Raw genomic sequence first — 24,687 nt, 5'->3', positions numbered from 1 at the left:
ACTGCGGCCTTATAAAGACAGAACATTATGGAAATTATCAAGAAGATTTCACAAAAATTAGGTCTTTCTGACCAAGAAACTTTTCAAAAATTAGGATTGTCTGAAGATGCTAAAAGAACTCAAATTCTTAATGCTTTAGATACATATGCTATTTTTGAAACAAAAGAAGAATTAGAGAACTATATTAAAACAAAGTTATCAAATAAAGAACAAGAGATTGAAACTCTAAAATCGACTCTTTCTGAATTTGAAACAACAAAAGAACTCTATTCAAAACTTATTGAAGAGAATAAACTAGCAAAAGAAAACATTAAGTTAATTGTTGATAATACCATTGATACAATGAACTTTAAAGGAAAAGTTAACAAAGAAAAGATTGAGCTCAATAATTTAGATTTTGCTAATTTAAAAACTTCAATATTAAAACAAGCTTCTGAACTAGGTTGAGAAGTTAAAGAAGAAACACCAGAACCAACACAAAGCAAAGAACCACAACAAGAGTTCAAAGCTAAGTATTGGGGTAATGGAATAATCATAGATTAAAGGAGATAAATACGATGAATACACAAATTAAATCAATTTTAACAAGTGAAAAGAGTTTAGTTGATGCGTCAAGCTCAGACTCACCAATTACACTTTCACAAATCACAGCAACACAATTGGTTGATTACTACAAAGACAGATCACTTTTTTCAAAATACGCACAAGGAAACACAGTTTTAGAAGTATCAAAAAGAACTATTTCAGTAATGTTAAACCCTTCAACTGTATTTAAAAACAGAACTGATGCAATCGGAGCAGGAACACCTGATAAGTTCAGATTAGGAAAACAAGTTTCAGTTAGTTGAAACGAACCTTTAGTTGCTTACGAAGGACTTACAGCTCAAGAAAAGGAATTGTTACCAATTGATATTGCTTCAATTAAACTTTCAAAAATGTCTCAAGACTTTGTTAGATTAACAGAAAGAACAGCATTCAATCTTTTAGAAAATAGAGCTATTGAAGACAATAAAGTTTCAGTTATTGACTTTGAAACAAAAACACCAGCTGAATATAAAAAAGAAATTGTTAAGTTAGCAACAAAACTTACATTAACATATTCACCAGAACAAGGAATTGACCAAATAGCACCTGACGATATTTTGGTATCAATTCACCCTGTAGCATTTGACTATTTAGCAGATGCTGGAGTTGTTGGAGATAGAGCAAAAGAAACATTTGATGGTGGTCAATATTCAATTGGTTACATTGGTGGTTACAAAGTTGTTTCTAACCCTTTTCTTAACCAATTAGATGTATTAGTTGCTCCAACATTCGTTGGTTTAAGAGCAGTCAATGCTATTAAGATGTATATGGGACCAATTGATAATGCTTCAGCTGATATTGTTGTAAGAGCTGAAATTGCTAATGCTTTAGGTGTTTTATACACTGGATTAGTTTATGGTCTTGCTAAAAACTCAAAATCTAAACAAAATGAAGACAAATTTATCACTAAACCAACATCAAGAGACTAATAACTATGCTTTTAGTTTTTAAAGAACCACAAATCAAGTATCAATCAACACAAGAGAGATTATCTTATTTAAAAACTATAAGAGAAAACAAGGAGAAAAAAGATGAAACAATTTGAAACAAAATATTCAAAACTGTTTCGTCTTTTTTTATAGATATTGTTTTAGAGATAGCAATTGATGCTTTAAGTGTGGTATTACCAATTGGTGCTGTTCCTTTACAACTTATCAAGATAGGAGCAAGATTTGTTAAGAATGTAGTTGTTTCATTGGTTGAAAATAATGGAATAGTTGATTGAAGTGCTGTTGCTATATCAACTGCTATAGAAACAGCGACATTTGGTTTAGCAAAAGGACTTTCATATATTAAGAAAGTAACCAAATTTGGAAAGAGTATTGCTAAAGGTATTCAAGTAACAAAGAAAGCAGTTTCATTTATTAAACAAGGACTAACACAAAAGATTGAAACAATTACAAAGACTGCTTTTAAGTACGTTGATAAATACAAACTAATTAAAAACAATGCTATTAGAAAATATGTAAATACTACAACAATAAGCAAAGCAATTCAGACAGGAAAAGAATTTTTCTCAATTGTAAAGAACCCTTTTAGTTTAGTGACTAAATTATCAACAAAAGCACAACAATTAGTCAAAAAGAACATTAAAGACAAAATGGTTAGATTACAAGCTGCTTATTATAAAAAGCAATTACAAAAACAAATTATCAAAAAGAAAGTAATTAGTCCAAGAACGGCAAATAGATATATAAGAGCAAATAGATTAGCTAATAAAGGACAATTCTATTTTAATAGCTCATGAATTAGTGGAATTAGACTTTATGATGAAAGATATTGAGACCAAAGTAACGATGTTTCATTCTTCTTATACTTCAAGAGAGACGCGACTAAATCGAAGAACTCACCAAAAGGAAAGAGACCTTTACAATTCACTATGTCTTACCAAGAAATGTTTAACTTCTTAAAAGCTCCATCAAAAGGACAATATTATTTGGACAATTGAGCTTGAGGTTGAGATATGGGAAGAATAAGAATAGACACATCAACAGAGTTTGAAGTTGATAAGTTAGTTCAAAAAGATTTCATTAAGAGATTTAGATTAGCAGAGCATTACGCGACAGCTGATGCTTTAGATGAAACATTATTCCAAACAGACCAATATGATAAATATGTTAAAAAACATAGAACAAACAAGACACAACTATTTGCTTATCAAACCACAAATGCTAAAGGTAAAAAAATACTTAAATTTACCCCTTACATTTACGGTAGAAAATCACAAACATTTACAAAACAAGCTAAAAGAATAAGGAGAAAATAATGGACAAAAAAGAACTTTTGTTTATTCAAAATATGGGTCTATCTTTTGAAGAATTTAAGAATTCAGAATTCAATATGTTAGTCCCTTTTAAAACACCGAAAAAACTCTCTAAATTGATGTCTAATTTAGATGATGAGCAAATATATAACAAAGTAATTTATAGCGTTTATAACTCCGTTAACGCGCTTATAAACAGCGTTGTATCACTAGTTGCTAAAAAAGTTGATTACAAAGTGGAACAGTTTAAAAATGCTATTGGAGATGATAGATTTGAACTGCTTAAAAAAGCAATGTTTCACGAAGTTAATAACAGATATACAAATAACGCTATTCCAGAAGTTAATTCAAGACTTACACTTTTAGGTAATTCAACGCAATTATTAGGAACACAAAGAGAATTTGTATTTGCTGAACAACATTTGAACCCGATTGCTGCTAAATTGCTTTATGATGGGGAATGAGACAGTTTAGGTGTTGAAATTATTAAAGGTTTAGACAAGATATCAGGTTTTGCTTCATCAACTGATTTAAATAAAGTGAATGAAGATATTAAAGGGTTTAAAAATACAGTCGAAACAAAGACAGAGCAAATAGACATAGACATTAGAAACCTTAAACTATCAGCTAAAAGAATACCTTCATCAATGGAATTAGAAGAGATTAGAAAGAATATTCAAATGGACAAAGTCCAAGCAAGTCAAATTTTAGATAACAGCACTAAAATAACAAGTCTTGAAGAACAAACAACATCTATCAAAAGTGAAATACAAAAGTTAAAAGAGCAAGCAAAAGAAATTCCATCAAAGCAATTCATTGAAGAAGTTAAAAACAACATTGAATTAGACAAAATTCAAGCAGGAAAGATTTTAGATAACGACGCTAAAATAACAAATCTAGAACAAGAAACAACAACTCTCAAAAGTGAGATTCAAAAGTCCAAAGAAGAAACAAAAAAAATGGAACAGAATGTAAGTTTAGCTTTTGATAATCAAAAATTAAGAATTGATGAACTTTATGGAATCGTTACAGCAGAAGATGTTGAAGATATTGAAACAAACCCTGGATTACTACAGTTAGTTGATTTTGTAAAAAAAATAATTAAACCTTCAGTTAATATAACTGAAGAAGAGCAATTCACAGGGGAATTTTTAGAAGGTTACCCGATATATAAAAAACTAATACGAGAAAGTTATAATGATGCAGACATTGATGATAACCCGTCAGTAGTTACTTTATTTAGTGGTGTTAAAGATTTAATAAATATCGAAGGAAGTTTCGTAGTTGAGTATAAAGGTGAAAGTAAGATAATGGAGTGACCAATATTTGAATTGACTCACGCACAAACAACAATCCTTAATATAGAAAATAGAGGATGATTTAGAGTCGAAGACGGTAATCTTGTATTTGACTTAAAAGGTAAAACAAGCGACATTTTTAATAAACAAATAACAAATATAACTATTAATACAATTATTAAATATACAAAATTATCAGATGAAGGAAATAAACTATGAGACAAGAACAAAAAAGTTTCTATTTCTCCAAATGAATACATAGATGCATTGACTAAACTTCTCAATAAGTAGGAAAAAGTGAACGAGAGTATTATTACAGCAATAGCAGGAGCAGGTGGTTCTGTTTCGGTTATTGCATTAATGTATGTAGTTTATTGACTTATAACAAAACATAAACAAAATAAGCAGTCAAATAACATTAACAAATCAGCTAATAATATTAATATAACACACACAAAACAAGGAGATGAAGTGAACGCGTTAATTCATTTGATAGAACAGCAAACAAAGAAAATAGATGATATTGATAAGAAATTAAGCAATATCAAAACTTCGCAAGATAGATATAACGCTGCTTTTAAGGTATATGTTGAAAATAATGGTGTATCTAATGATGTGAAAAAAATTGTTAAGCAAATTATTAATGGGGAGAACTAATGAAAAAGATAAAAGAATTTTTTAGAAAAGTAGTTGATTTCTTTAAATGAATGAAAGTTCATTCTATTGATGCTGTTATTACAGTATTAGAAAGTGTTCCTTTAGAAGAAAAAGAACTTTTAAGATTAAAAGAAATCATCAACAAAAACGACAAACAAAAAACAGCTTAATTGCTGTTTTTTTCGTTTGTTTTTAATCTTTTAATCTTTCATATCTGATTTTGTTTAAAAGCGATGTAAGGAGTAGCAGAGTGCTTTTTAGAGTATTCTAATAAGTTAGTCAAATCATATTCATTATTATAATTATCGTGTGGTTTAACTTGTATAAATATAAGTTCATTATTTGGATTGGTTCCGTATAAATCAACTTTATATTTCATATCAACAAAAGAAGGTGTTGGTTTTATTTTGAAGTTTGATTTATTAAGCAAATTAGCAAGCTGTAGTTCTTTCCTGAAGTTTACAAAAGTCATGTACATTAAAATATGTTTATATTGTGAATATAAGTCAAGATTGATTTCTTTTTTATCCATTCACTTTATCATATGAGTTTTAAATGTTTGTGAAAATTTCGAATCAAATTCAGTAAATGAAGAAGGAAGGTTTTTTCAGAGATATTCTTTTATATCTATTCCAAGCTCTCCGAAGTTTGGAAGTTTAATTTTTTCTTTAATCATAATTATTTTAAAAATTTATCCCTTTGATATTTGTCTGGATAATGCGTTTTTAAATAATGTATTGTTGTTCTATGAACTATCTCATAAATACCTTCAAAAACTTCATTAAAGTTATTTGAATCGTTTTGGTTTTGTCTATCAATATAATCATATAATTGTCTCTTTAAGAAATCTAAAAATTCTATTTCAACGCTTCAAAATGCTTCTAATTTGGAAATAAAGGAAATCACAGAAAACTTCTTATATGTTCAGAACATTTTATCAGCAAAAGACATTTGAACCATTAACATCAAAGATTCTTTATTTGCTAGTATGGTAATCAATGAAATAACATTCTCATAGCTTTGTTTTTGTTTTCTGAAATCTCTTCATTCTCTGAAGTACCTTTTAAGCTTTTCTCATTTTCTTTCTTCTGGTTCTTTGAATAACAAAAGTTCAGACGGTATTTTTTTATTCTTCATTATTTGTCCCCTTTAGATTCTTTGAATGCTTTTATTTTTTTAACTAATTCAATACCTTCTGATTCAGTTAAGTTAGAGCATACTTTATTGGTTCATAACTTTAAAACTTCAAGGTATGAATGAAAGACTGTCCCGTCTTCTTCTATCTTACAAATATATGAGTTAAAATCATCAGAAATAGAGTTTTTGAACTTACTATCATAAACATAGTTTTGTTCCCTTACGAAGTCATTTATTTCTTTAATAGGACAAGTTATAAATTCCTCTGAAGTTAAAAATTTTGAAGTGATTTCTATTATTCTTAATATTTGTGAATGATTAATTGTTTTCATTGTTTTCCCTTTCAAGCAATTCAATTTGTTTTCTTAATTTTTCATTTTCTTTTATTAATCTTTGGTTTTCTAATCTTTCTGCTTCTAGCAATGCTAATTGTTTCTTTTCATTGATGAGAGCAATATCTTTAAAGTCTCTAAGTTGTTCTATTTCTTTCATCATTTCAGCTTGATTAATGAGTTTAAGTCTTGCTGGATCAGTAGCATCTTTAACTATCTTTGCTAACTCTTCAGGTGTTTGAATTATGTATGTATTTATTAATGTTTTTGTGTCTTTATGACCTGTTGATTTTTGAATTTTTACAATGTCTGTGTTGTTTCTATATTGATTGGTAACAAATGCTTTTCTAAATGTGTGAATTGTAATTGGTTTATCAGCAAACTCTGGTAAGTCTCTTTTTAGTTCAGCTATAAACTTTGTGAATTGATAATTCATATCTCTTGGGAATTTTGAATTATCAATGAATTCTTCATATAAAGGTCAATACTCTTTAGAGATATTGTAAGCTCTAAAATTATTGTTCTTGTTAGCTTGTGTATATGATGAATACACTTCTATTTCTTCCATATATACAAAGTTATCTTTATTAGCTAAAACATTACAAATTTCACTAAATCTAGCACCATTTTCGATAGCAAATAAGACAAACGAAGCAACACCCTTTGAATTATCATAGTTGAGTGCATATTTCTTTATTTTAAAAAGTTCAGTAACATCTGGAACATATGTTGATGCTTTAACTGTTTTGATATTCGGAATGATTGAAACATCATAAACAAACTTTTGTTCTAGTTGGTTATATTTTGTTATCAATGATTTAAGCATTGAGAAGAATGTTTGTTGTGAGCTAGGTTTTAATCTATCTCTGTAATCTTTTATTACTATTTTAAGTTCTTCATTTGATGGTTCTTGTGTTGAGAAACATTTAAAGAAGTTATCAAAGAAACATTTATATGTTTTTCTTGTTTTTGAGTTATGTAAATTGTTAACATAAATTTTTGAATATTCTTTTAAGTTCATTATGTAAATAATCAAACTTTAAACTTTTCCCTGTTGATTTTTGTGCTATACTATTCTTAAGGAAATCAACAGGGTGATGTTAAGGTTGATTTCCTTTCTTTTTTTATTTTTAAAGATTGAAGCAGTTAAGTTAATAAATAAAGTCAGAGATTAAACAAGCATCTCTGACTTCTCTTTTTTAACATACTTAAAGAATGTAACACATAAACAACTAAAAGAATAGTTGTAGGTTTCAATGTATGTTAAACAAGGGTGATGATTTGTTTAACTGCTGTAAATATTATAACACCAATTTTTTATTTTTCTTAAAATATTTTTTTATTTAACAAAATATATATTTTATTTATAAAATAAATAAAATATATGATATAATATAAATGATATTTAAGAAGATATAAATTCACTAAACAAGCATACAAAAAACTTCTTCGACTTCTTAAGTATTACTGAACTCCAAACTGCTATAAAGTGACCTTTATTTGTAGAGATAAACGTAATACAAAAGCTAAAGCAAACTCACTTTTGGAGTTCTTTTATTTTGAAGAATAAACTGATAGATAAACAACTTACAATAGTTATAGATGCTGCTAGAAACTGTGGATGTTTTTTTCATAATCATTCCTTTTTATGTTTAAGTAAATTGAAATATTAAATATATTGTATTTTCAAACTCAATTGAAAAGTTAGGTTATTACAAATAAGAATAAAGAGATTCTTTCTCCTTAAGATATTTTCAAAGAGTCAAATTGCATTCAAAGATTCAAAAGGGTAATTTTAAAACAGTGATTAACATTGCTGTTTTTTTATTGCTTTGATGTTATCAACTTACACAAAGACTACTGATAGAAATAACGTAAACATATATAGTATATTTATATACTATATATGTAATAACATAATATGTATTTAAAAATATCTTAAAATAGTTTTTAAATACATATTATGTATATATACTAATATATAAAATATATTCATTATAAATATATTTTATATATTAGGTATTAGTATATATCTTATATATACCTTATTTAATTTTTCCATTGTAGGAAGAAATTAAATAAGGTAATAAGGTATATATTTATATTTTAAAAATCATAATATTGTGTCTATATAGTTTGTTTTTCTCTGTTAAAATAATAGTAGGAAGATTATTGGTTGTTTTATGTCTTTTTAAAATATAAATAACAACACTTATTCTATTTAACTACTGAAAGACTTACTGTCCTCGTCTTGTGCTCCTGTTTGCTGACGACAAAACAAGGAGCTCAAGAACTTCGGACGGTTACTATTATGTTAGTTAAGATATCATATGTGTAGTATCAAATTCTAAAAAGACATTGATAAGACTTTATTTCTTAACACTTTTAAACTCATGATTATATCAATATAACTATTCTATACACCTTTCACCCCTAAAATGTAAGAATTTTCTTAAATTTTTCACAAAATGTGTAAAAAAATAGCATCTTTTTCACAAGATGCTAATATATTTTGGTTATTTTGATTAATTTAATTTTGAAATTTTCGTAATTTTTCTAGCTTAAAGTAAATGATTGTTCGTATACTTTGTCACCATTATCTTTGATTTTGTATTTAATTGTAAGTGTTTTTGTTTCTGGATTTCAAGTTCCATCAAAAAACTTGTTATCCGTAGTATCTTTAGTTGAAAGAAATTGGTCAATTGTAATTCCTTCTTTAGGAAGAAGAATTTTATTATCGTTTCCTTGACCACCAGATTTAATTCCTATACCATTGAAACCCTTGTAAAGTTGTAAAAGACCATATCTGCTAATTTGATTAGCTTTTTCTTGAACCTTAGCATTTACATATTGAAATGTACCAGCTGGTTGCAATACGAATGCATTTTCGTACTGGTCAACTGGAGCTGTTATAGTTTTTGGATTATCGGTTCCAGGGTTTCCTGGGTTAACAGGATCTGGTTGTTGTTTTGGATTGGTTGGTGTTTTAGGTTCTTCAGATTTTTGTTCTTCTGCAGAACATTGACCGGCAATAAGCGGCATTGATGCTACTGATAAAACACCTGTAGCAAAAAGTAAGAATTTGATTTTTTTCATTTATCCTCTTTTATTCTTTTGTCTAAAAAAGAATGTTTATTAATTTATGTAAATATATTTAATTTGAAAAAATTGAATATATTTTACTTATACACCTTTATCAAATAAAAATAAAGCAAACTCCTTAATTTTTCACAAAATGTGTAAAAAATAGCACTTTTGGTGCTATTTGTGAAAATATTCAGTTAATTATTCATTGTCTTGAATTGAATCAACACCTGGTAAGTTTTGACCTTGTAATAATTCTAAGCTTGCACCACCACCTGTTGAAACGTGTGAGAATTTATCTTCCATTCCTAATTTTTCAACAGCAGCAACTGAATCTCCACCACCAACAACTGTGTAAGCGTTTGATAATTTAGCAACAGCTTCACATACTGCTAATGTACCATTTTTGTAGTGTTCAAATTCAGCAACTCCCATAGGTCCGTTTCATACTACTGTTTTAGCTCCTTCAAGAGCTTCTTTAACGTTTTGGATTGATTTTGGTCCAAAGTCAAGTCCCATAAATCCATCTGAAATTGAATCTTCTTGAATTGTAGGCTCAACGTCTGCAAACATTTGGGCTGTAGCATGGTCAACTGGTAAGATAACTTTTTCTCAGTATTTTGCTAAGAAATCTTTAGCTAATTGAATGTAATCATTTTCAACTAATGAAATTCCAACTTTTTGTCCTTGGGCAACCATAAATGTATAAGCCATAGCTCCACCGATGATTAATTTGTCAGCAATTTCTGCTAATTTTTCTAACACTAAAATTTTGTCTGAAACTTTAGCTCCACCAACAATAGCTACATAAGGGTGTTCTGGGTTTTGTAAAACTTTAGATAATGATGAAACTTCTTTTTCCATTAAGAATCCTAAAGCTGACTCAGCAATGTTTGAAGCAATACCAACATTAGATGCGTGTGCTCTGTGAGCTGTACCGAAGGCGTCGTTTACAAATACATCACCTAATGAAGCTCAGTAAGCTCCTAAATATGGATCATTTTTAGATTCAGCTTTGTCATTTAAGTCTTCAAAACGTGTGTTTTCAACTAAAATAACGCCTCCACTTTTCATTTGTTTGATTGCAGATTCTAAAACGTTTCCACGTGTTACAGGAACAAATGTAACTGGTTTTTTAAGTAATTTAGCTAATTTAACTGCAACTGGTCTTAATGATTTGTCTTTTAAATCTTCTTCTGTTTTTATTCTTCCTAAGTGTGAAAATAAAACAACTTTTCCACCTTTTCTGATGATGTACTTAATTGTAGGAAGTGCAGCAACAATTCTTTTAGCAGATGTAATAACGCCATTTTTTAATGGTACGTTAAAGTCGACTCTAACTAAAACTGTTTTATTTTTTAAACTAAGTTCATTTAAAACTTTTTTCATTGTATCTCCCATGTAAATATAACAAATAAAATAAGGTGTATATATTATAAAGTATTAAATAAAAACACAACAATATTTATTGTTGTGAAATTTAAGGTTTAATAAAGATATACAGGTATATAACTTAAAGCCAAAATAAAGTATAAAGAGTATATATCTTTAATAACATCTTTGTAAATTGTATTGATTAATTTTTCTTTATTACCAACAAATCTAGATGAATTTATAGACATAAATCCAGATGAACATTGAAATGAAGCGTAAATTACATCATTATTAGCTCAATAACGCATACCTTTGGCCATAATGCTTGTATTTTTAATACCAAATTGGAAAAGTTTATTCATTTCTTCCATTGCTAATGGAGTAAATAATTGAAACATTTTAGTCGGATTATCAGATTTAACTTTGTAAATCTTATTAAATTCAATGTTTTCAAGTTCTACTGGTTCTAAATTAGAAAAATTATCTCCAAAGAATGTAAAGTTTGCTTGGTCTTTTTGAGAAAGTGCTCTTGCGTCGATTTTTATTAAAGCACTATAGTAATGTTCTTCGTGAATATTACCATCTTTGTCTCTGTGGAAATCGATTCAATGCGCTTCTGATATATGTGCGTGATATTTATTATCAATAGTAACTGTTTGAATTTCAGTTACATCTTTTAGTTGTGAATCATTTGGTATTCATTTAGGTTTAGTATTTAAGTATTCATCTTTTGTAAACTTATTTGTATTAGGATCAAAATTATGTTTTATAGATGTAGGTGTAAAGTTTGTGCCTTGATATTTTCATCTATCAATTAAAGCTTCAATTGCAACTCCATAAATATTTGATTTATGAAGCTGACTTATAATTTCTTTTTTAATTTTTCTGTTAATATTTCATGCTTTAATTCAAAAACCAATAGCAACAAGTATAGATATTACAAATACGAGTGCAAAAATAATTGCACAGGTAGTAAATACCGAAAGTGACCTAAAACCACCATATTCTTTTGTAGCTTCTAATCCAAGAAAAAAACCAGAAAATAAGAAAACACCTATTGATGCTAAAAACACCCTAAGTGCATATCTATTGGATCTTTTATAAGTTATATAGATTGATAATTGAGTAATTTCATTTACACGATTTTCAATGATTGGTAATATAGTTTGATTTGCTTTTTCATAGAATTTATCTATGCTAATAAAATCTTCGGCTCTTTTCATATTTTTTATAATCCTAGAGCAACCATATCAACATCTTTTCTAGCTTGAGAAGATGCTTGGAATAATCTAACTGTTGATAATCCCATATTTGCAGCAACAATGTTAGATGGAATTTCAAATAACATTCTGTTGAACATATTAGCTTGTGAATTGTAATTTCTTCTAGCAGCTGCAATTTCACGTTCAATGTATGTTGTTTCGTCCATTAATTCAGTATATAAAGCACTTGATTTAAGTTCTGGATAATTTTCTGAAATAGCCATTAAACGACCGAATACTGATTGGTTTAATTTGTCTAATTCTTCAGAATTTTCAAGTGTTCTACCTGATGAAACAAGTGAACGCATTTTTGTAACGTTTTCAAAAACTTCAACTTCATGAATTTTGAATGATTTAACTTGTTGTACTAATTTAACAAGTGTGTCATTACGTTTCTGCAATTGAACATCAATGCTTGATGCACTGTTGTTAATGTTATTTTGCATTCTGTTTAATTCGTTTTTCTTTGCAAAGTATCAAAATCAACCTAAACCTAAGGGTAAACTCATTAAAATGTACATAAAAATCTTAAGCCCTGTAGATGCTTTAGCAAGAATTTCAGCATTTGATGCTGTAGGTTCAAAACCTTTTTGGTTTTGTTCTTCATTATGTGAATATAAATTTGCCATATTTAATCTCCTTTTTTACTTATCTATAATTTTATATAAAAATAAGAAAAATATATTGAGCAAAAATAACAAAAAACACAACAATTTCTTGTTGTGCAATCGATTTGATTAATATAAGTAAACAGGAATGTAACTTAATGCTAATACAAAGTATAAAGTGTAAATATCAGTAACTACATCTTTGTAAATTTTTGCAACAAATTTGTCTTTTTTACCCACAAAAACCGGAATATCAATATCCATAAATCCGGATGGAATTAAAAATGAACAGTAAACAACATCATTGTTTGCTCAATATTCAAAATCTTTAGCATTTTTAATGTTTGTGTGTTGTAAACCTTGATTGATTAATTTAACTAGTTCTTCCATTGCAAGTGGTGTGAATAATTGATACATTTTTGTTGAATTATCACTTGCAACTTTGAAAATTTTGTTAAATTCTTTGTTTTCCATTTCTACTGGTTGAAGACCATTTTTATTATCAAAGTATGTAAAGTTTGCTCTATCTCTTTCTTTGAGTTCTCTAGCATCAATTTTAAGTAAAGCAGAATATCAAGTTCGTTTTGTTTCGTGTCCGTTTTTGCGTCTTGTAATTAAAAGTCATTCAGCAACTGAAACGTGTGCGTGATATTTATCGTCAATTGTAATTGTTTGAACTGGTGATGTGCTTTCTAATCGAGCATTTTGTGGAACAGATGCAGGTTTGAATGATTTATATTCTTTGGCTGCGAATCTTTCTGTTGAAAATTTATAGTTATGTCTCATTGAACTAGATTCAAAATCATCATTTCTATATTTTAATCTTGAATCAGATGCATTAACTGCTTTTCCATAAATGTTATTTTCTCTTAATTTGCTTTTAATAAAGCTTCTAAAAATTAAATTTCACTTTTTAGCTAATTTCGCAAACACAAATACTAATATGAAACAAATAAGAACAGCAAAGCCACAAAATCTAAAAGAACAAATAAAGCAAGTTCAGATATTTCAACTTTTGGTGCAATAAAAGATATTATCATGATTAATAAACAAGATAAAATCATACTTACTAATGAACCTTAAACTCCATATTTGATACTTTTATATTTTTTGTATAAAGATGATTTGGAGCATCATCTACTGCGTTTTGGATAATTGGAAGCACAACTTGATCAGTTTTTTCTTTGAACTGTTCTATAGTAACAAAATCTTAAACTTTTTTCATCTTATAAACCTAATTCTTGCATATCAACATCTTTTCTAGCTTGAGAAGATGTTTGCAATAATCTAACTGTTGATAATCCTATATTTACAGCAACAACTTTTGTTGAGATTGTAAATAATTCTTTATTGAATGTGTTATTTTGAGCATTGTAATTTCTTCTAGCAGCAACAATTTCACGCTCAATGTATGTTGTTTAATCCATTAATTCAATGTAAAAAGCACTTGTTTTAATTTCCGGATAGCTTTCTGAAATAGTTATTAAACGACCTAATACTGATTGATTTAAGTTTTCTATTTCGACTTAGTTTTCAATTTCTCTACCACCAGCTGCTAATGAACGCATTTTTGTAACGTTTTCAAAAACTTCAGCTTCGTGAATTTTGCATGATTTAACTTGTTGTACTAATTTAACAAGTTTATCGTTACGCTTTTGCAATTGAACATCAATGCTTGATGCACTGTTGTTAATATGGTTTTGCGTTCTATTTAAACTATTTTTTCTTTTGAAGTATCAAATTCAATCTAAAAGTAGTGGAATAGACATAATGATGTATAAAAATATTTTGCAGCTGTAGAAGCTTCAGCTGCAATTGCGACACTTGAAGTTGTTGATTCAAAACGTTTTTGGTTTTGTTCTTCATTATGTGAAAATAAATTTACCATTTTTTCTCCTAAAACGTTTGTTAATCTATTAAATACAAGTCTAATATTCATAAAATATGCAAATATTTTGTTGTATTTCAACTCTATTCTAAAAAAACGGAAGTAAAAAGTTATGAATCCTTGAATTATGTGAAAAAAAGAACACAAAAAATAGATAGAAACTAAAAAAACTGCCTACTTTTCTTATTCTAGTTTAAACCAATTATTCGTTTATATATTAAAATTATTATCTTTAAATTCCTTACCTTTGGTTGCATTTTTTATAATCTCTTCAAAAAGCGCTGTTGTATGAGGGGGTCTATTAAATATTGATAAATTTTGTTTTCACTCAGGAACGTATGGTATATCTCATTTTTTACATTGTTTTTGAACAATTTCATCTCATTCTTTTAATTCCATCATCATTAACATCCCGTGATTAGGGTAAGTTTCATTATTTAAAACTATTAGATAGTGTAATAAAGCGTGTTGCTCATATGAAACTACAATACTCAAACCATTTCTGTAAGCTTCCTTATCAGCCTTCAATTCTGCTCCACTAATATGGATTTCGTCAATATGATGTCTATGAAAAAATCATTGTTCATTTTCTTGATAGTTACTTAATTTGTATAGTTTTATGTTTTGATGTCTAAAAGGTAAAATTTTCGTATTATACTCTTTAATAATTCTGTCGCATAAATCAAAGTACATTTTCTTATATTTTGATGCTTGTCGCGATTTTTTAGTTCTGCTCATTTCAATATTTGATTTTTGTTTAAGCAGATTATCTTTAACTTTTAAAATTATTTTTTTCTTTAAAGCTTTCTTTCTATAAATTCTTCTTCAAACAAGAACAGAAATAGAAATGATATAAGAAATAATTCCGACCGCTATTAAAATTCAAACAATTGGATCCATAGTTAATTCTCCTTGATTTAGTTTTATTCAAGTGTCCAAAACTGAAGTTATATAAAATTAAATATATTTTTACTATTTTCATATTCTAAAAAAAAAAAAAAAACAGAAGTAAAAAGTCAAAATAAACTAGGACAAGTCTTATAGACAATTTATAAAAAACTCAAAACATCTCAACATTGTTGAGGTGTTTTTCAATTTAACACAGATTGAAATCTTTCATTGTTATATCATTCAATGTAATCTTTGATAATGTTTTTGAGTTTATCAAAGCAAATTGTTTTGTAATTTACAAAGTTTAAACACTCAGATTTGATGTTTGAAAAGAAATATTCAACTTCCCTATTATCTAATGAATTTCCGACCCTGCCCATAGATACATTGCCATTGTTTTTGAGAACTACATCCAGATATTTAGATGATGAATATTGAAATCCGTGATTGGAATGAAGGATTCAAAGTTTTTTAAACTTGATATCCTTGATGTGTGAAATAACTAAGTCTGTGTCATTTCTTCTTGATAAGTTTCAATTTAAAATTTTCTTTGTTTTATGATGTATTGCAACTGAAAGATAAACGTGGTTTTCACCTATATCGTTTGGTGCTTTTATATATGAAACATCTGTCGCAATAATATTATTTGTAATTCCATTGTAATCTCTATTTACAAGATCTTTAATCTCAACATTTGTATTCTTGATTTCTCTGAGTTTACGTTTTGGTCTAACTACACAAATTAGATTTAATTTCTTCATTATTCTTCCTAATGTCCTGTAATTTATGTCCATTTTATATACTTTTAGTATATAAACACTCAATCTTCAACGGCCAAAACGACCTTTATTTTCATAAAAGGCTTTTTTGACAATTGAATGTAATTCTTCATTTTCAGAATTTTGAGAGACTTCTTTGTCTAATTGCGAAATTTTCTTATAAAAAGTAGATTTTGGTATTTCTAAAAATATATAAATTGTTTATTTGTAACAGAAGATGATTTCTTGATTTTGCTTCAATCAATTTCCATTTTATTATCTCTGAAAATTTCAATCATAATTTTTATGAATTCATTCTTTTGTTCATCAGTCATTTCTTCAATCATTGAATCATCTGTTTCAATAGGTTTCTTTTTAGGTCTTCCAGAACCCTTCCCTTTTTTAGGAGCCGTTCCTGTTTTTGAAAATATTACAGTTTCATCTTTTTGATATTCCTTAAATTTATTTCAAATTCTACGTCTAACATTTTCTTTAAAGTAATCCTTATTATATTTTTCTGAAATATAAGATGCAAATTTGTATTCATATTCATTTGTGTATTCTCAATTTTTCTAGTCATTTGAATAGATCTAATCATTCATAATGTTTCAATTGTTTAGCCATTTGTAAAATCCTTTCTCTTATTGTAAACAAAAAGCAGACAGTTTTTTTATTTTCTGTCTACTTTTCTTGTCCTAGTTTAAAATTCCTGAAATTATGTGTAAAATGATGAAAAAATAGACAGATTTCACTCTGTCTATGTAAATTTAAATAACTTAAATTATTTTTCTTGGTAGTTTGATCCACCTCTGATTTTACCTTTTGTACTGTGGATTAACATTCTACCTTTGTTGTTTTTTGCTAATTCTTTAGCAAATTCGATTGCTTCTTTTTGTGTATCAAAAGTTTTAATAGCTTTTACTCCACCTTGTCTGATAACTTTTCATCCATCGTTGTGTTGTGAAACGTGTCAAACAGCGTCTAATTCTTTAACTTCTTTTTCTTGAACTTCATTTACTTTTGCCATAATTATTCGTCAAGTTCATCAATTCTAGATTGATGTCTTCCTCCTTCAAATTGTGTATTCATATATTCATTTAACATATCTTTAGCTTGTTCAAATGTTACTTGTCTTCCGCCGAATACAAGAACATTTGCATTATTGTGTTGTTTTGCTAAGTGTGCATCTTCAACAGATGTAACTCTAGCTGCACGAATGTGTTTGTGTCTGTTAAGTGCATATGAAATACCTAAACCTGTACCACAAACTGCAATACCAAAATCAGGTTGTGCTTCATCTACATAGTTAGCTAATTCCTTACCTTTTGAAGCATATGACACTGAAACTGAATCTGTTTCAGGTCCTAAGTCTACAACGTCAAATCCTTGTTCTTTTAAGTATGATGATAATTCGTCTTTTAATTTGTAACCTGCGTGGTCACTTGCAAGTGCTACTACTTTTTTACTCATTAGTCCTCCTTTTAAATTTTGAACATTAATTTATTGATAAATTAATTATACAAAGTTTTAAAAACTTTTGTATTTTCAATTTTGCAAAAACTTTAGTGGAAAAATTGTGCTTTAGTTCCTTTTTGATAAAAATTACTAAATATAATGAGATGAAGACACAAGTAGATCAAAGAGATTGCTCATTATATGTGCTAGATTATTTTCACGAGTTTTTCTACAAAGAAAATTTAGATATTAATAATTTAAAATTACAAATTCAATATAGTGTAGCAGGTATAAGTTTAGAAAACATAAAATTCCTTGCTTCAAAAGTAAATTTGGATCTTAATGCTTATGAAATTAATTGCGAACAATTGCTTTTGCTAGAAAAGCAAGTTTTTCCTATTGCGACAATTATCAAAAATAATACTACAGACCATATGATTGTAATTAGGAAAATCAAGAACAATAAATTTTATATTTATGATCCGATTGATGGTGATGTTAAATTGAGTAAAAATGAATTTAAAACTAAATTCACTAACATTATTGTTGCATTTAGCAAAAACAAAAAGCAAATTGATAATGAAGATGAAGAAAACAAGAAAAATATAAAATCGAATCCATTGATAAGTAACTCCAGAAGTTTAAAAATTTCATTATGGTCTAATTTCTCATTTTTATATTTATTTTGCTTACTCATAGAAATAAGCATCTATATTTCGTTTCCGTTCTTGAATAAAGTTATCCTAAATAATATTGCTTTAAATAAAGATGATCAAATTCTTATGTTCTTAGGAATGATTTTTAGTGTGCTATTTTTAATAAATTTCACATTCAACTTGCTGACTAGACAACTAATGTGTAAAATAGCAGCTAAATATAAAAGTGATTTAATTAATAATTTAATAAATGAATTTAAATTTAAAAATAAGCAAGTAATTAATTTACTAACTTTTGCAGATTTTAAAAACAGAATTATTGCACTTGATAATTTAAGTTTATTTAAATTATGTTTTCTTCCTGAATTAATCAGCACAGTTATTTCGATTGCTGTTTCATTTATTTTACTAATCAATATAAATTGAGTGTTGCTTTTAATAATTTTTTGTTATTCAGTAATTACATTGATTTTAAGTTTTATTAATAAAACTAATTTTGATAATAACTTCAATAAATTACTCAATAACTCAATTATGTTTGAAGATACCTTATTTAATATTTACAAGTTAAATCAAACTTCACATAATGAAAATCTGCTTAATAATTTAAATTTTAAATCTACTTATATGAATGAGAAATTACATAGTGATTCAATTATTTTCAAGAATAAACAAAGCTTAATTAATTATTTAAGTTCATTTTTAGACTTTTTAGTTCCATTATTAATTTTAATAATAGGAACTATTCAAATTTGAAATCAAAATTTAAGTGTTATCAATTTAATTTTCTTTTTAACCGGTGTTTCTTTATTCACTAAACCGATTAGAAATATAATTCCATTAATAACTAGTTATAGTCAATATAAAAAAGATTTAGATTTGATTTCATTATTAAATTTTGAAGACTTAAAAGTATCAAAAACTAACTTACAGAAGGAAAGAATAATTAAAATTCAACTTTCTAATATAAGTTATTCATACAATTCATTAAAAGTTAATAAAGATTTAGAAATCAGGGAACTATTGATTGATTCGAACATACATTTAATCGGTAAAAACGGTTCAGGAAAAAGCACACTCTGTTCTATATTGAATGGCTCGTGTGAGAGTTTATCTGGAATTATTAAAGTAAATGATCAAAAGCTCAATCCATTCTTAGATGAAACATACAAACAAAGAGTTTTATATATTTCAAATCAGATGCTGAATTTAAAGATTAGAACACTAGAATACTTATGCGTAAGTGATATTAGTATTTTCAAGTCAATTTTAGAAAACAATAAATTAGATAAATTAATTGATGAATTAAACATTAATTTAAACTCATCACTGGACCAATTATCTAGCGGTCAGGTTCAATTCGTTAATTTGCTAAATATATTTTTAAATGACTATGATTTATTGATACTAGATGAAGCTTTTGCAAATATTGATAAATCAATGTTTGAAAAACTAAAACCTATTATTAAAAATGATTTGCAAAACAAATTAGTTGTAGAAATTTCACACAATAATAGATATATTTTCGATGATTCTAAAGAAGTGAATATTGAAAACTTATCTTAAAGAACATAAGTGAAATTTCTGCATACTACTTATATTATTTTTCATTTTCGCAGCACTTATTTTAGTCTTATGTTCAACTAAAGTAAATGTATATAAAACAGTTTTAATAACTGCAGAAGGTGATGATTTATATTTATACAACTTCAACATTGATAATCAAAAACTAGATACCTGTTATGTTAGTTTTGTTTATGATAATGAATTTTATAAATTCAATATCGATATTTCTAATCAAGATCACTCTGATGTTCTTATTAAAAGTGATGAACTGAAGTTATTTGTAAATGAAAATAACATTAGACAAATTCAAGTTAATTTACTAATTGATCAAACCTTATTTATCAAATATGTCTTGGGTAGTATATAAAAAACTCCATTACAGAGTTTATTTATGATAAGTAATATTATTTCTAATTGTAAATGCTCTATAAATTTGCTCAACTAACATAACTCTAAATAATTGATGTGGAAAGGTCATTTTTGAGAAGTTAATTTTGTTAGCAAACATTTCTTCATCAACTCCATTTGAACCACCAATTACAAAAGTTACATTATCAATATCCAAAAATGTTGAACCAAACTCTTCAGAGCTTAATTGTTTTCCTTGTAATGATAAGTAAATAACTTTTGAATTTTTAGGTATCTTTTCTAAAATCATTTCAGTTTCTTTTTTAATTTTTAACTGAATGTTATCTATCTTTTGTTCTTTAATTTCAATTAAATTAATCTTTGCAAAGAAGTTAATTTTCTTAACATAATCATCATATAAAACTTGAAAATCTTTTGTTAATGAACCTACTGCAACTATATTTAGTTTCATTATTTGTTTTTTCTAGTTTCAATATGGAACATAAGCATTTGAATGTCAGCCGGGTTAATTCCACTAATTCTTGATGCTTGTCCAATTGTTAAAGGTCTAATTTTTTCAAGTTTTTGCTTAGCTTCTGTAGCTATGTTTTGAACTTTTGAATAATCGATATCTTCAGGTATTTTAAAGTTTTCTAATTTATTCATTTTTTGAGCATCAGATTTTTGTTTCTTAATGTATCCTTCAAGTCTTACCATAATAGTTAATTCATTTTTGTAAGGGAAGTCACCTAAAACATCAACCGGATCAACATCTGGTCTAGCTAAAACTCTTAGCATTGAAACTCCATTTTCTACTCCAAGTTTTTTAGCTAATTCTGATTTAGATGATAAGTATGTGTTTTCTAATTCATTGATTTTTTCATCAATCATTTGGTATTTATTAATTATGTTTTGGTAATCTACATCAGAAACTAAACCAACTTCATTTCCATATTTTGCAAGTCTAATATCAGGATTATCATTTCTTAATAATAAACGATATTCAGCTCTTGAAGTTAACATTCTGTATGGTTCTTTAGTCCCTTTTGTAACTAAATCATCGACTAAAACACCAATGTAAGCATCGTGTCTTTTAAGAATCAATGGTTCTTTAGCTTCAAGTTTTCTTCCTGCATTAATCCCAGCAATAAGACCTTGAGCTGCTGCTTCTTCATATCCACTTGTTCCATTAATTTGACCAGCTGTAAAGATGTTTTTGATAACTTTAGATTCTAATGTAGGTGTAATTTGCAATGGATTTAATGCATCATATTCAATTGCATATCCTCATTTTTGAACCCTCATATTTTCTAAACCAGGAATTGTTCTTAACATTAAATCTTGAACTTCAACAGGCATTGATGTAGACATTCCGTTTACATAAATAATTGAACCATCAGCAGTTTCTGGTTCAAAGAAAACTTGATGTCTTTCTTTATCGGCAAATCTCATAACTTTATCTTCGACACTTGGACAGTATCTTGGACCGATCCCTTCGATAAGTCCTGAATACATAGCTGATTTATCAATGTTATTTCTAATAATTTCGTGTGTTTTCTCGTTTGTGTAAGTTAAATAACAAGAAATTTGCTTATCAAGTTTAACATTTGAACGCGATGAGAAAGCTAAATAAGTATCATTAAGTTCTTCTTTTTCAACTTTTGAAAAGTTAATTGAATCAGCATAAACTCTAGCAGGTGTTCCAGTTTTTAATCTTTGTAAATCAAAACCTAACTTAGCAAGTGATTGTGATAATTTTGGTGTTGTTTTTTGATTATCAGGTCCTGAAATTTTAATTTCATCACCTCTAAGAATTCTTGAGTTCATATACGTTCCAGTTGTGATAACTAAAACTTTAGCATCCAAAATTAAACCATCTTCCATTTTGATCGCTTTAAATTGATTATTATCATCAACAAGAATATCCTCAGCAACTCCTTCAATTAAAATAACATTTTTATGATTTTGTAATGCTTCTAAAATAAGTGCTGAATATTTTTCTTTATCAATTTGAGCTCTCATTGCTCTAACTGCAGGACCTTTTGATTCATTAAGCATCTTAATTTGAATCATTGCTAAATCGGAAAAGTAACCTTGAACTCCACCAAGTGCATCAATTTCACGTGTAATAATCCCTTTAGCAGGTCCACCAATTGATGGGTTGCAAGGCATCATAGCAACTTTTGAAAGATCAAAAGTGATAAGAGCTACTTTGTGACCCATATTTGCTAAAGCAAAAGTCGCTTCAACACCAGCGTGACCTCCACCTATAACTATTGCTTCAAATTCTTTTTTGTTCTCTAAAATACCTTTATTATTCATAGTTTCATAATTTTAATTTATTTTTTAATTTTTAAAAATCATAAAATTAGCTTATTTTATGGTCTAAATTGATGTTTTTGAATAAATAGCACAATTAAAATAACAAAATTAATTAAAAAATGAGCAGACTTTTAAATCTGTTCATCTAAATAATAATTTTAATTAATTAATCATCATACTCATCGATGATTTCTTCATCATCTGATTCACTTGGAAAATCATCTGGCTCGATGTTTCTTGTGAATTTACAGTTAGGGAAGTTTTTGCAAGCAATGAATGGTTGATTTTTCTTGTTATATCTTTTAACTAAGATGCCATCATCTTCAGGACAAGTTGTGTCCAATTGTTCTAATTTGAATGTGTAAGGTGTAATTTTACCTTGCGCATTATCAAATTCAACAAGGAAGTTATCCCAGAAATCTTGCATAACTTCATTTTTAGTGATTTCATCTTCAGCAATTTGGTCTAATTCTTGTTCAACGTGTGCTGTATAACTTTCATTAATAATATTAGGAAAAGCTGCGATTAAGTTTTGTAAGATAATTTCACCAAATTCAGTAGGATGTAATGCACCATTGTTTAATTCAACAAAACGTCTGTCTTTAACAATTTGAACTGTTGAAGCAAATGTTGATGGGCGACCAACTTTGATATTATCAAGCGCTTCAATAAGTGTTCCGTCATTATATCTTGGTGCTGGTTTTGTTTCGTGATAACATAAGATAAACTCATCAACTTTAACTTTTTGATCAATTTCGTAATTTGGATCGACTTGTTCAGATTCTTTACCTGTTACAACATAGTAACCATTAAATTTAATTGTTGAATAAGAATTTTTAAATGTGTATTTATCATTTACATAAGTATATTGAACACTTGTTCTAATTGGTTGTTTAATTAAAGCTTGAAGTGTTGTATCATAGATTAATTTATAAATTCTTACATCATTATCTTCCATTTTTGGATAGTGAATTTGAACTTGTTCAGGCGTTAATGAAACATCTGATGGTCTAATGGCCTCGTGGGCATTTTGATCTCCACTAAATCCTTTAATTTCATCAGCAATATAATCTTCACCTCACTTATTTTTGATAAATTTATGTGCATCGTCAATAAATGATTGAGATAAACGTGTTGAATCTGTTCTCGGGTAAGTAATTAAACCGTTTTCGAAAAGTTTTTTAAGAATGGTTGTTGTTGAATTAGATGAAAATGGTGACTTTTTATATAAAACAGCTTGTTTGAATGGTTGAATTGCACCAACTTTTCTATCAGAAACTTTTTTGTTAGTTACTTTTAAAACTTTAGGAGCTGATTCAAAGTATTCTTTGATTACATCAACTTCTGAACTGTAAATTCAGTTTTTTCTATCTGATTCATTAGCTTCATTGTAATATGTAGCTAAAACAGGATTGTTATTTAATTTAGCATCAAGAGTAAAGTATTTTTCAGGAATAAATGCTCTGATTTCTCTTTCTCTATCAACAATTAATTTAAGAGCAATTGATTGAACTCTTCCTGCTGTAGGTTGACCTGGTGTATTTTTGAATTTATATCTTAATAAATAAGATAATCTAAATCCAATAATTCTGTCAAGCATTCTACGACTCTTTTGAGCATCAACAAGAGCATCATCAATACCTGTTGGATTATCTAAGGCTCTCAAAATAGCATCTTTAGTAATCTCATTATATTTAATACGTGAGTATTTTTCTTTGGGTATTTTTAAATAATCAACTAATTGGTACCCTATAGCTTCTCCTTCACGGTCAGGGTCAGTTGCTATATAAACGTGTTCTGCTTCTTTTGTTGCTTTTTTAAGTTCGTTGATAATATTTTTCTTTGTATTATCAGCTGTATAAAGAGGTTCTCAAGTATCAAAATCGATACCTAACGAATAAAGACCAGAAATCTTCATTCTAAGGAAATGACCTACAGATGCAATAACACTGTATTCATCTCCAACATATTTTTGAATTGTCTTAACCTTTGTAGGTGACTCGACAATAATTAATTTTTTCTTCAAGGTTGTTGCACTCATATTGGTAAATATATACTTTTTTTAGAAAATCAAAAGCATTTAAATTATTCTGCTTATATTAATTATTAATATTTTAATAATTAGGAAATGTAAAAATTTTTACTTCACACAACAATAGAGCAATCTTTTAAAACTTTAGATTTTTTATATGTTAAAATATAC

The 24,687-nt window shown here is 27.5% G+C and carries 26 protein-coding genes and 1 pseudogene; 8 read left to right on the top strand and 19 right to left on the bottom strand.

Translation table 4 applies throughout. The features are described from left to right. Positions 1–27: 27 nt before the first annotated feature. From U5U50_RS01715 to U5U50_RS01690, 6 genes are read left to right on the top strand one after another with little or no spacing between them, the layout of a single operon-like run. Positions 28–543, top strand: coding sequence for a hypothetical protein (locus U5U50_RS01715; protein ID WP_323189147.1), 516 nt, complete (start codon positions 28–30; stop codon positions 541–543). Between the two features lie 14 nt (positions 544–557). Continuing rightward, positions 558–1,514, top strand: coding sequence for a hypothetical protein (locus U5U50_RS01710; RefSeq protein WP_324672186.1), 957 nt, complete (start codon positions 558–560; stop codon positions 1,512–1,514). A 5-nt stretch (positions 1,515–1,519) separates the two neighbouring features. Beyond that, positions 1,520–2,851 carry a hypothetical protein gene (locus U5U50_RS01705; RefSeq protein WP_324672184.1) on the top strand — a complete coding sequence of 444 codons (1,332 nt, stop codon included), beginning with the start codon at positions 1,520–1,522 and terminating at the stop codon, positions 2,849–2,851. Then, positions 2,851–4,437, top strand: a complete 1,587-nt coding sequence (locus tag U5U50_RS01700; RefSeq protein ID WP_324673334.1) for a hypothetical protein — start codon at positions 2,851–2,853, stop codon at positions 4,435–4,437. The genes U5U50_RS01705 and U5U50_RS01700 overlap by 1 nt, the downstream gene beginning before the upstream one ends. A 6-nt stretch (positions 4,438–4,443) precedes the next feature. After that, positions 4,444–4,803, top strand: coding sequence for a hypothetical protein (locus tag U5U50_RS01695; RefSeq protein ID WP_324673332.1), 360 nt, complete (start codon positions 4,444–4,446; stop codon positions 4,801–4,803). After that, positions 4,803–4,973, top strand: coding sequence for a hypothetical protein (locus U5U50_RS01690; protein ID WP_324673330.1), 171 nt, complete (start codon positions 4,803–4,805; stop codon positions 4,971–4,973). Before U5U50_RS01695 ends, U5U50_RS01690 begins: the two co-directional genes overlap by 1 nt. On the opposite strand, the gene U5U50_RS01685 is transcribed toward U5U50_RS01690, so the two are convergent. The 16 genes and pseudogenes from U5U50_RS01685 to U5U50_RS01610 form a co-directional block, all read right to left on the bottom strand. After that, entirely contained in the window at positions 4,970–5,479 is a 510-nt protein-coding gene (locus U5U50_RS01685; RefSeq protein WP_324673328.1) for a hypothetical protein, read from the bottom strand. The genes U5U50_RS01690 and U5U50_RS01685 overlap by 4 nt on opposite strands. A gap of 2 nt (positions 5,480–5,481) precedes the next feature. Next, on the bottom strand, positions 5,482–5,940 hold the full coding sequence (locus U5U50_RS01680; RefSeq protein ID WP_324673326.1) for a hypothetical protein: 459 nt from the start codon (positions 5,938–5,940) through the stop codon (positions 5,482–5,484). After that, on the bottom strand, positions 5,940–6,272 hold the full coding sequence (locus tag U5U50_RS01675; protein WP_324673324.1) for a hypothetical protein: 333 nt from the start codon (positions 6,270–6,272) through the stop codon (positions 5,940–5,942). Before U5U50_RS01675 ends, U5U50_RS01680 begins: the two co-directional genes overlap by 1 nt. After that, positions 6,259–7,293, bottom strand: a complete 1,035-nt coding sequence (locus tag U5U50_RS01670) for a tyrosine-type recombinase/integrase (RefSeq protein ID WP_324673322.1) — start codon at positions 7,291–7,293, stop codon at positions 6,259–6,261. Before U5U50_RS01670 ends, U5U50_RS01675 begins: the two co-directional genes overlap by 14 nt. 1,535 nt (positions 7,294–8,828) lie before the next feature. Next, positions 8,829–9,368, bottom strand: a complete 540-nt coding sequence (locus U5U50_RS01665) for a hypothetical protein (RefSeq protein ID WP_324673320.1) — start codon at positions 9,366–9,368, stop codon at positions 8,829–8,831. Positions 9,369–9,557: 189 nt separating this feature from the next. Further along, the gene (locus tag U5U50_RS01660; RefSeq protein ID WP_416383403.1) at positions 9,558–10,757 is read right to left on the bottom strand and encodes a phosphoglycerate kinase; all 1,200 of its coding nucleotides are present in this window, start codon (positions 10,755–10,757) and stop codon (positions 9,558–9,560) included. Positions 10,758–10,843: 86 nt separating this feature from the next. Further along, positions 10,844–11,953, bottom strand: coding sequence for a DUF3137 domain-containing protein (locus U5U50_RS01655; RefSeq protein WP_324673316.1), 1,110 nt, complete (start codon positions 11,951–11,953; stop codon positions 10,844–10,846). Positions 11,954–11,958: 5 nt separating this feature from the next. Beyond that, on the bottom strand, positions 11,959–12,621 hold the full coding sequence (locus tag U5U50_RS01650; protein ID WP_324673314.1) for a LemA family protein: 663 nt from the start codon (positions 12,619–12,621) through the stop codon (positions 11,959–11,961). 108 nt (positions 12,622–12,729) lie between these two features. Then, a complete protein-coding gene (locus U5U50_RS01645) occupies positions 12,730–13,533 on the bottom strand; it encodes a DUF3137 domain-containing protein (protein WP_324673312.1) in 804 nt (267 codons plus the stop codon). A gap of 293 nt (positions 13,534–13,826) precedes the next feature. After that, positions 13,827–14,369: pseudogene (locus U5U50_RS01640) on the bottom strand (LemA family protein). Then, entirely contained in the window at positions 14,348–14,488 is a 141-nt protein-coding gene (locus U5U50_RS01635; RefSeq protein WP_324673311.1) for a hypothetical protein, read from the bottom strand. The pseudogene U5U50_RS01640 and the gene U5U50_RS01635 overlap by 22 nt, the downstream one beginning before the upstream one ends. Positions 14,489–14,698: 210 nt before the next feature. Continuing rightward, positions 14,699–15,388, bottom strand: coding sequence for a hypothetical protein (locus U5U50_RS01630; RefSeq protein ID WP_324673309.1), 690 nt, complete (start codon positions 15,386–15,388; stop codon positions 14,699–14,701). A gap of 149 nt (positions 15,389–15,537) precedes the next feature. After that, positions 15,538–16,140: an IS3 family transposase gene (locus U5U50_RS01625; protein WP_324673307.1), complete on the bottom strand. Its 603-nt coding sequence runs from the start codon at positions 16,138–16,140 to the stop codon at positions 15,538–15,540. 200 nt (positions 16,141–16,340) lie between these two features. After that, entirely contained in the window at positions 16,341–16,484 is a 144-nt protein-coding gene (locus tag U5U50_RS01620) for a hypothetical protein (RefSeq protein ID WP_324673305.1), read from the bottom strand. A 434-nt stretch (positions 16,485–16,918) separates the two neighbouring features. Further along, positions 16,919–17,164 carry a DUF2188 domain-containing protein gene (locus tag U5U50_RS01615; protein WP_324673303.1) on the bottom strand — a complete coding sequence of 82 codons (246 nt, stop codon included), beginning with the start codon at positions 17,162–17,164 and terminating at the stop codon, positions 16,919–16,921. Positions 17,165–17,166: 2 nt separating this feature from the next. Beyond that, positions 17,167–17,607, bottom strand: coding sequence for an RpiB/LacA/LacB family sugar-phosphate isomerase (locus tag U5U50_RS01610; protein ID WP_324673301.1), 441 nt, complete (start codon positions 17,605–17,607; stop codon positions 17,167–17,169). Between the two features lie 149 nt (positions 17,608–17,756). Here U5U50_RS01610 and U5U50_RS01605 point away from each other — a divergent pair, with 149 nt between their 5' ends. Together U5U50_RS01605 and U5U50_RS01600 are read left to right on the top strand one after the other, a co-directional pair. Beyond that, positions 17,757–19,814, top strand: coding sequence for an Mbov_0121 family peptidase domain-containing ABC transporter (locus U5U50_RS01605; protein WP_324673299.1), 2,058 nt, complete (start codon positions 17,757–17,759; stop codon positions 19,812–19,814). Continuing rightward, entirely contained in the window at positions 19,798–20,181 is a 384-nt protein-coding gene (locus U5U50_RS01600; RefSeq protein WP_324673297.1) for an MAG1140 family protein, read from the top strand. Before U5U50_RS01605 ends, U5U50_RS01600 begins: the two co-directional genes overlap by 17 nt. Positions 20,182–20,199: 18 nt before the next feature. On the opposite strand, the gene U5U50_RS01595 is transcribed toward U5U50_RS01600, so the two are convergent. The 3 genes from U5U50_RS01595 to topA all read right to left on the bottom strand — a co-directional run bounded on the left by U5U50_RS01595 (position 20,200) and on the right by topA (position 24,525). Next, positions 20,200–20,634: a 23S rRNA (pseudouridine(1915)-N(3))-methyltransferase RlmH gene (locus U5U50_RS01595; protein ID WP_323177493.1), complete on the bottom strand. Its 435-nt coding sequence runs from the start codon at positions 20,632–20,634 to the stop codon at positions 20,200–20,202. After that, the gene (gene mnmG, locus U5U50_RS01590) at positions 20,634–22,484 is read right to left on the bottom strand and encodes a tRNA uridine-5-carboxymethylaminomethyl(34) synthesis enzyme MnmG (RefSeq protein ID WP_324673294.1); all 1,851 of its coding nucleotides are present in this window, start codon (positions 22,482–22,484) and stop codon (positions 20,634–20,636) included. The genes U5U50_RS01595 and mnmG overlap by 1 nt, the downstream gene beginning before the upstream one ends. A gap of 166 nt (positions 22,485–22,650) precedes the next feature. Next, complete coding sequence (gene topA / locus U5U50_RS01585) at positions 22,651–24,525, bottom strand: type I DNA topoisomerase (RefSeq protein ID WP_324673291.1); 1,875 nt, start codon at positions 24,523–24,525, stop codon at positions 22,651–22,653. Positions 24,526–24,687: the final 162 nt, after the last annotated feature.

This window comes from Mycoplasma sp. 888 (genome assembly GCF_035609225.1).
GTDB lineage: Bacteria > Bacillota_I > Bacilli_A > Mycoplasmatales > Metamycoplasmataceae > Mycoplasmopsis.
Note: the sequence above shows the minus strand (reverse complement) of the source record. Positions and strands in the feature narration are given on the sequence as shown.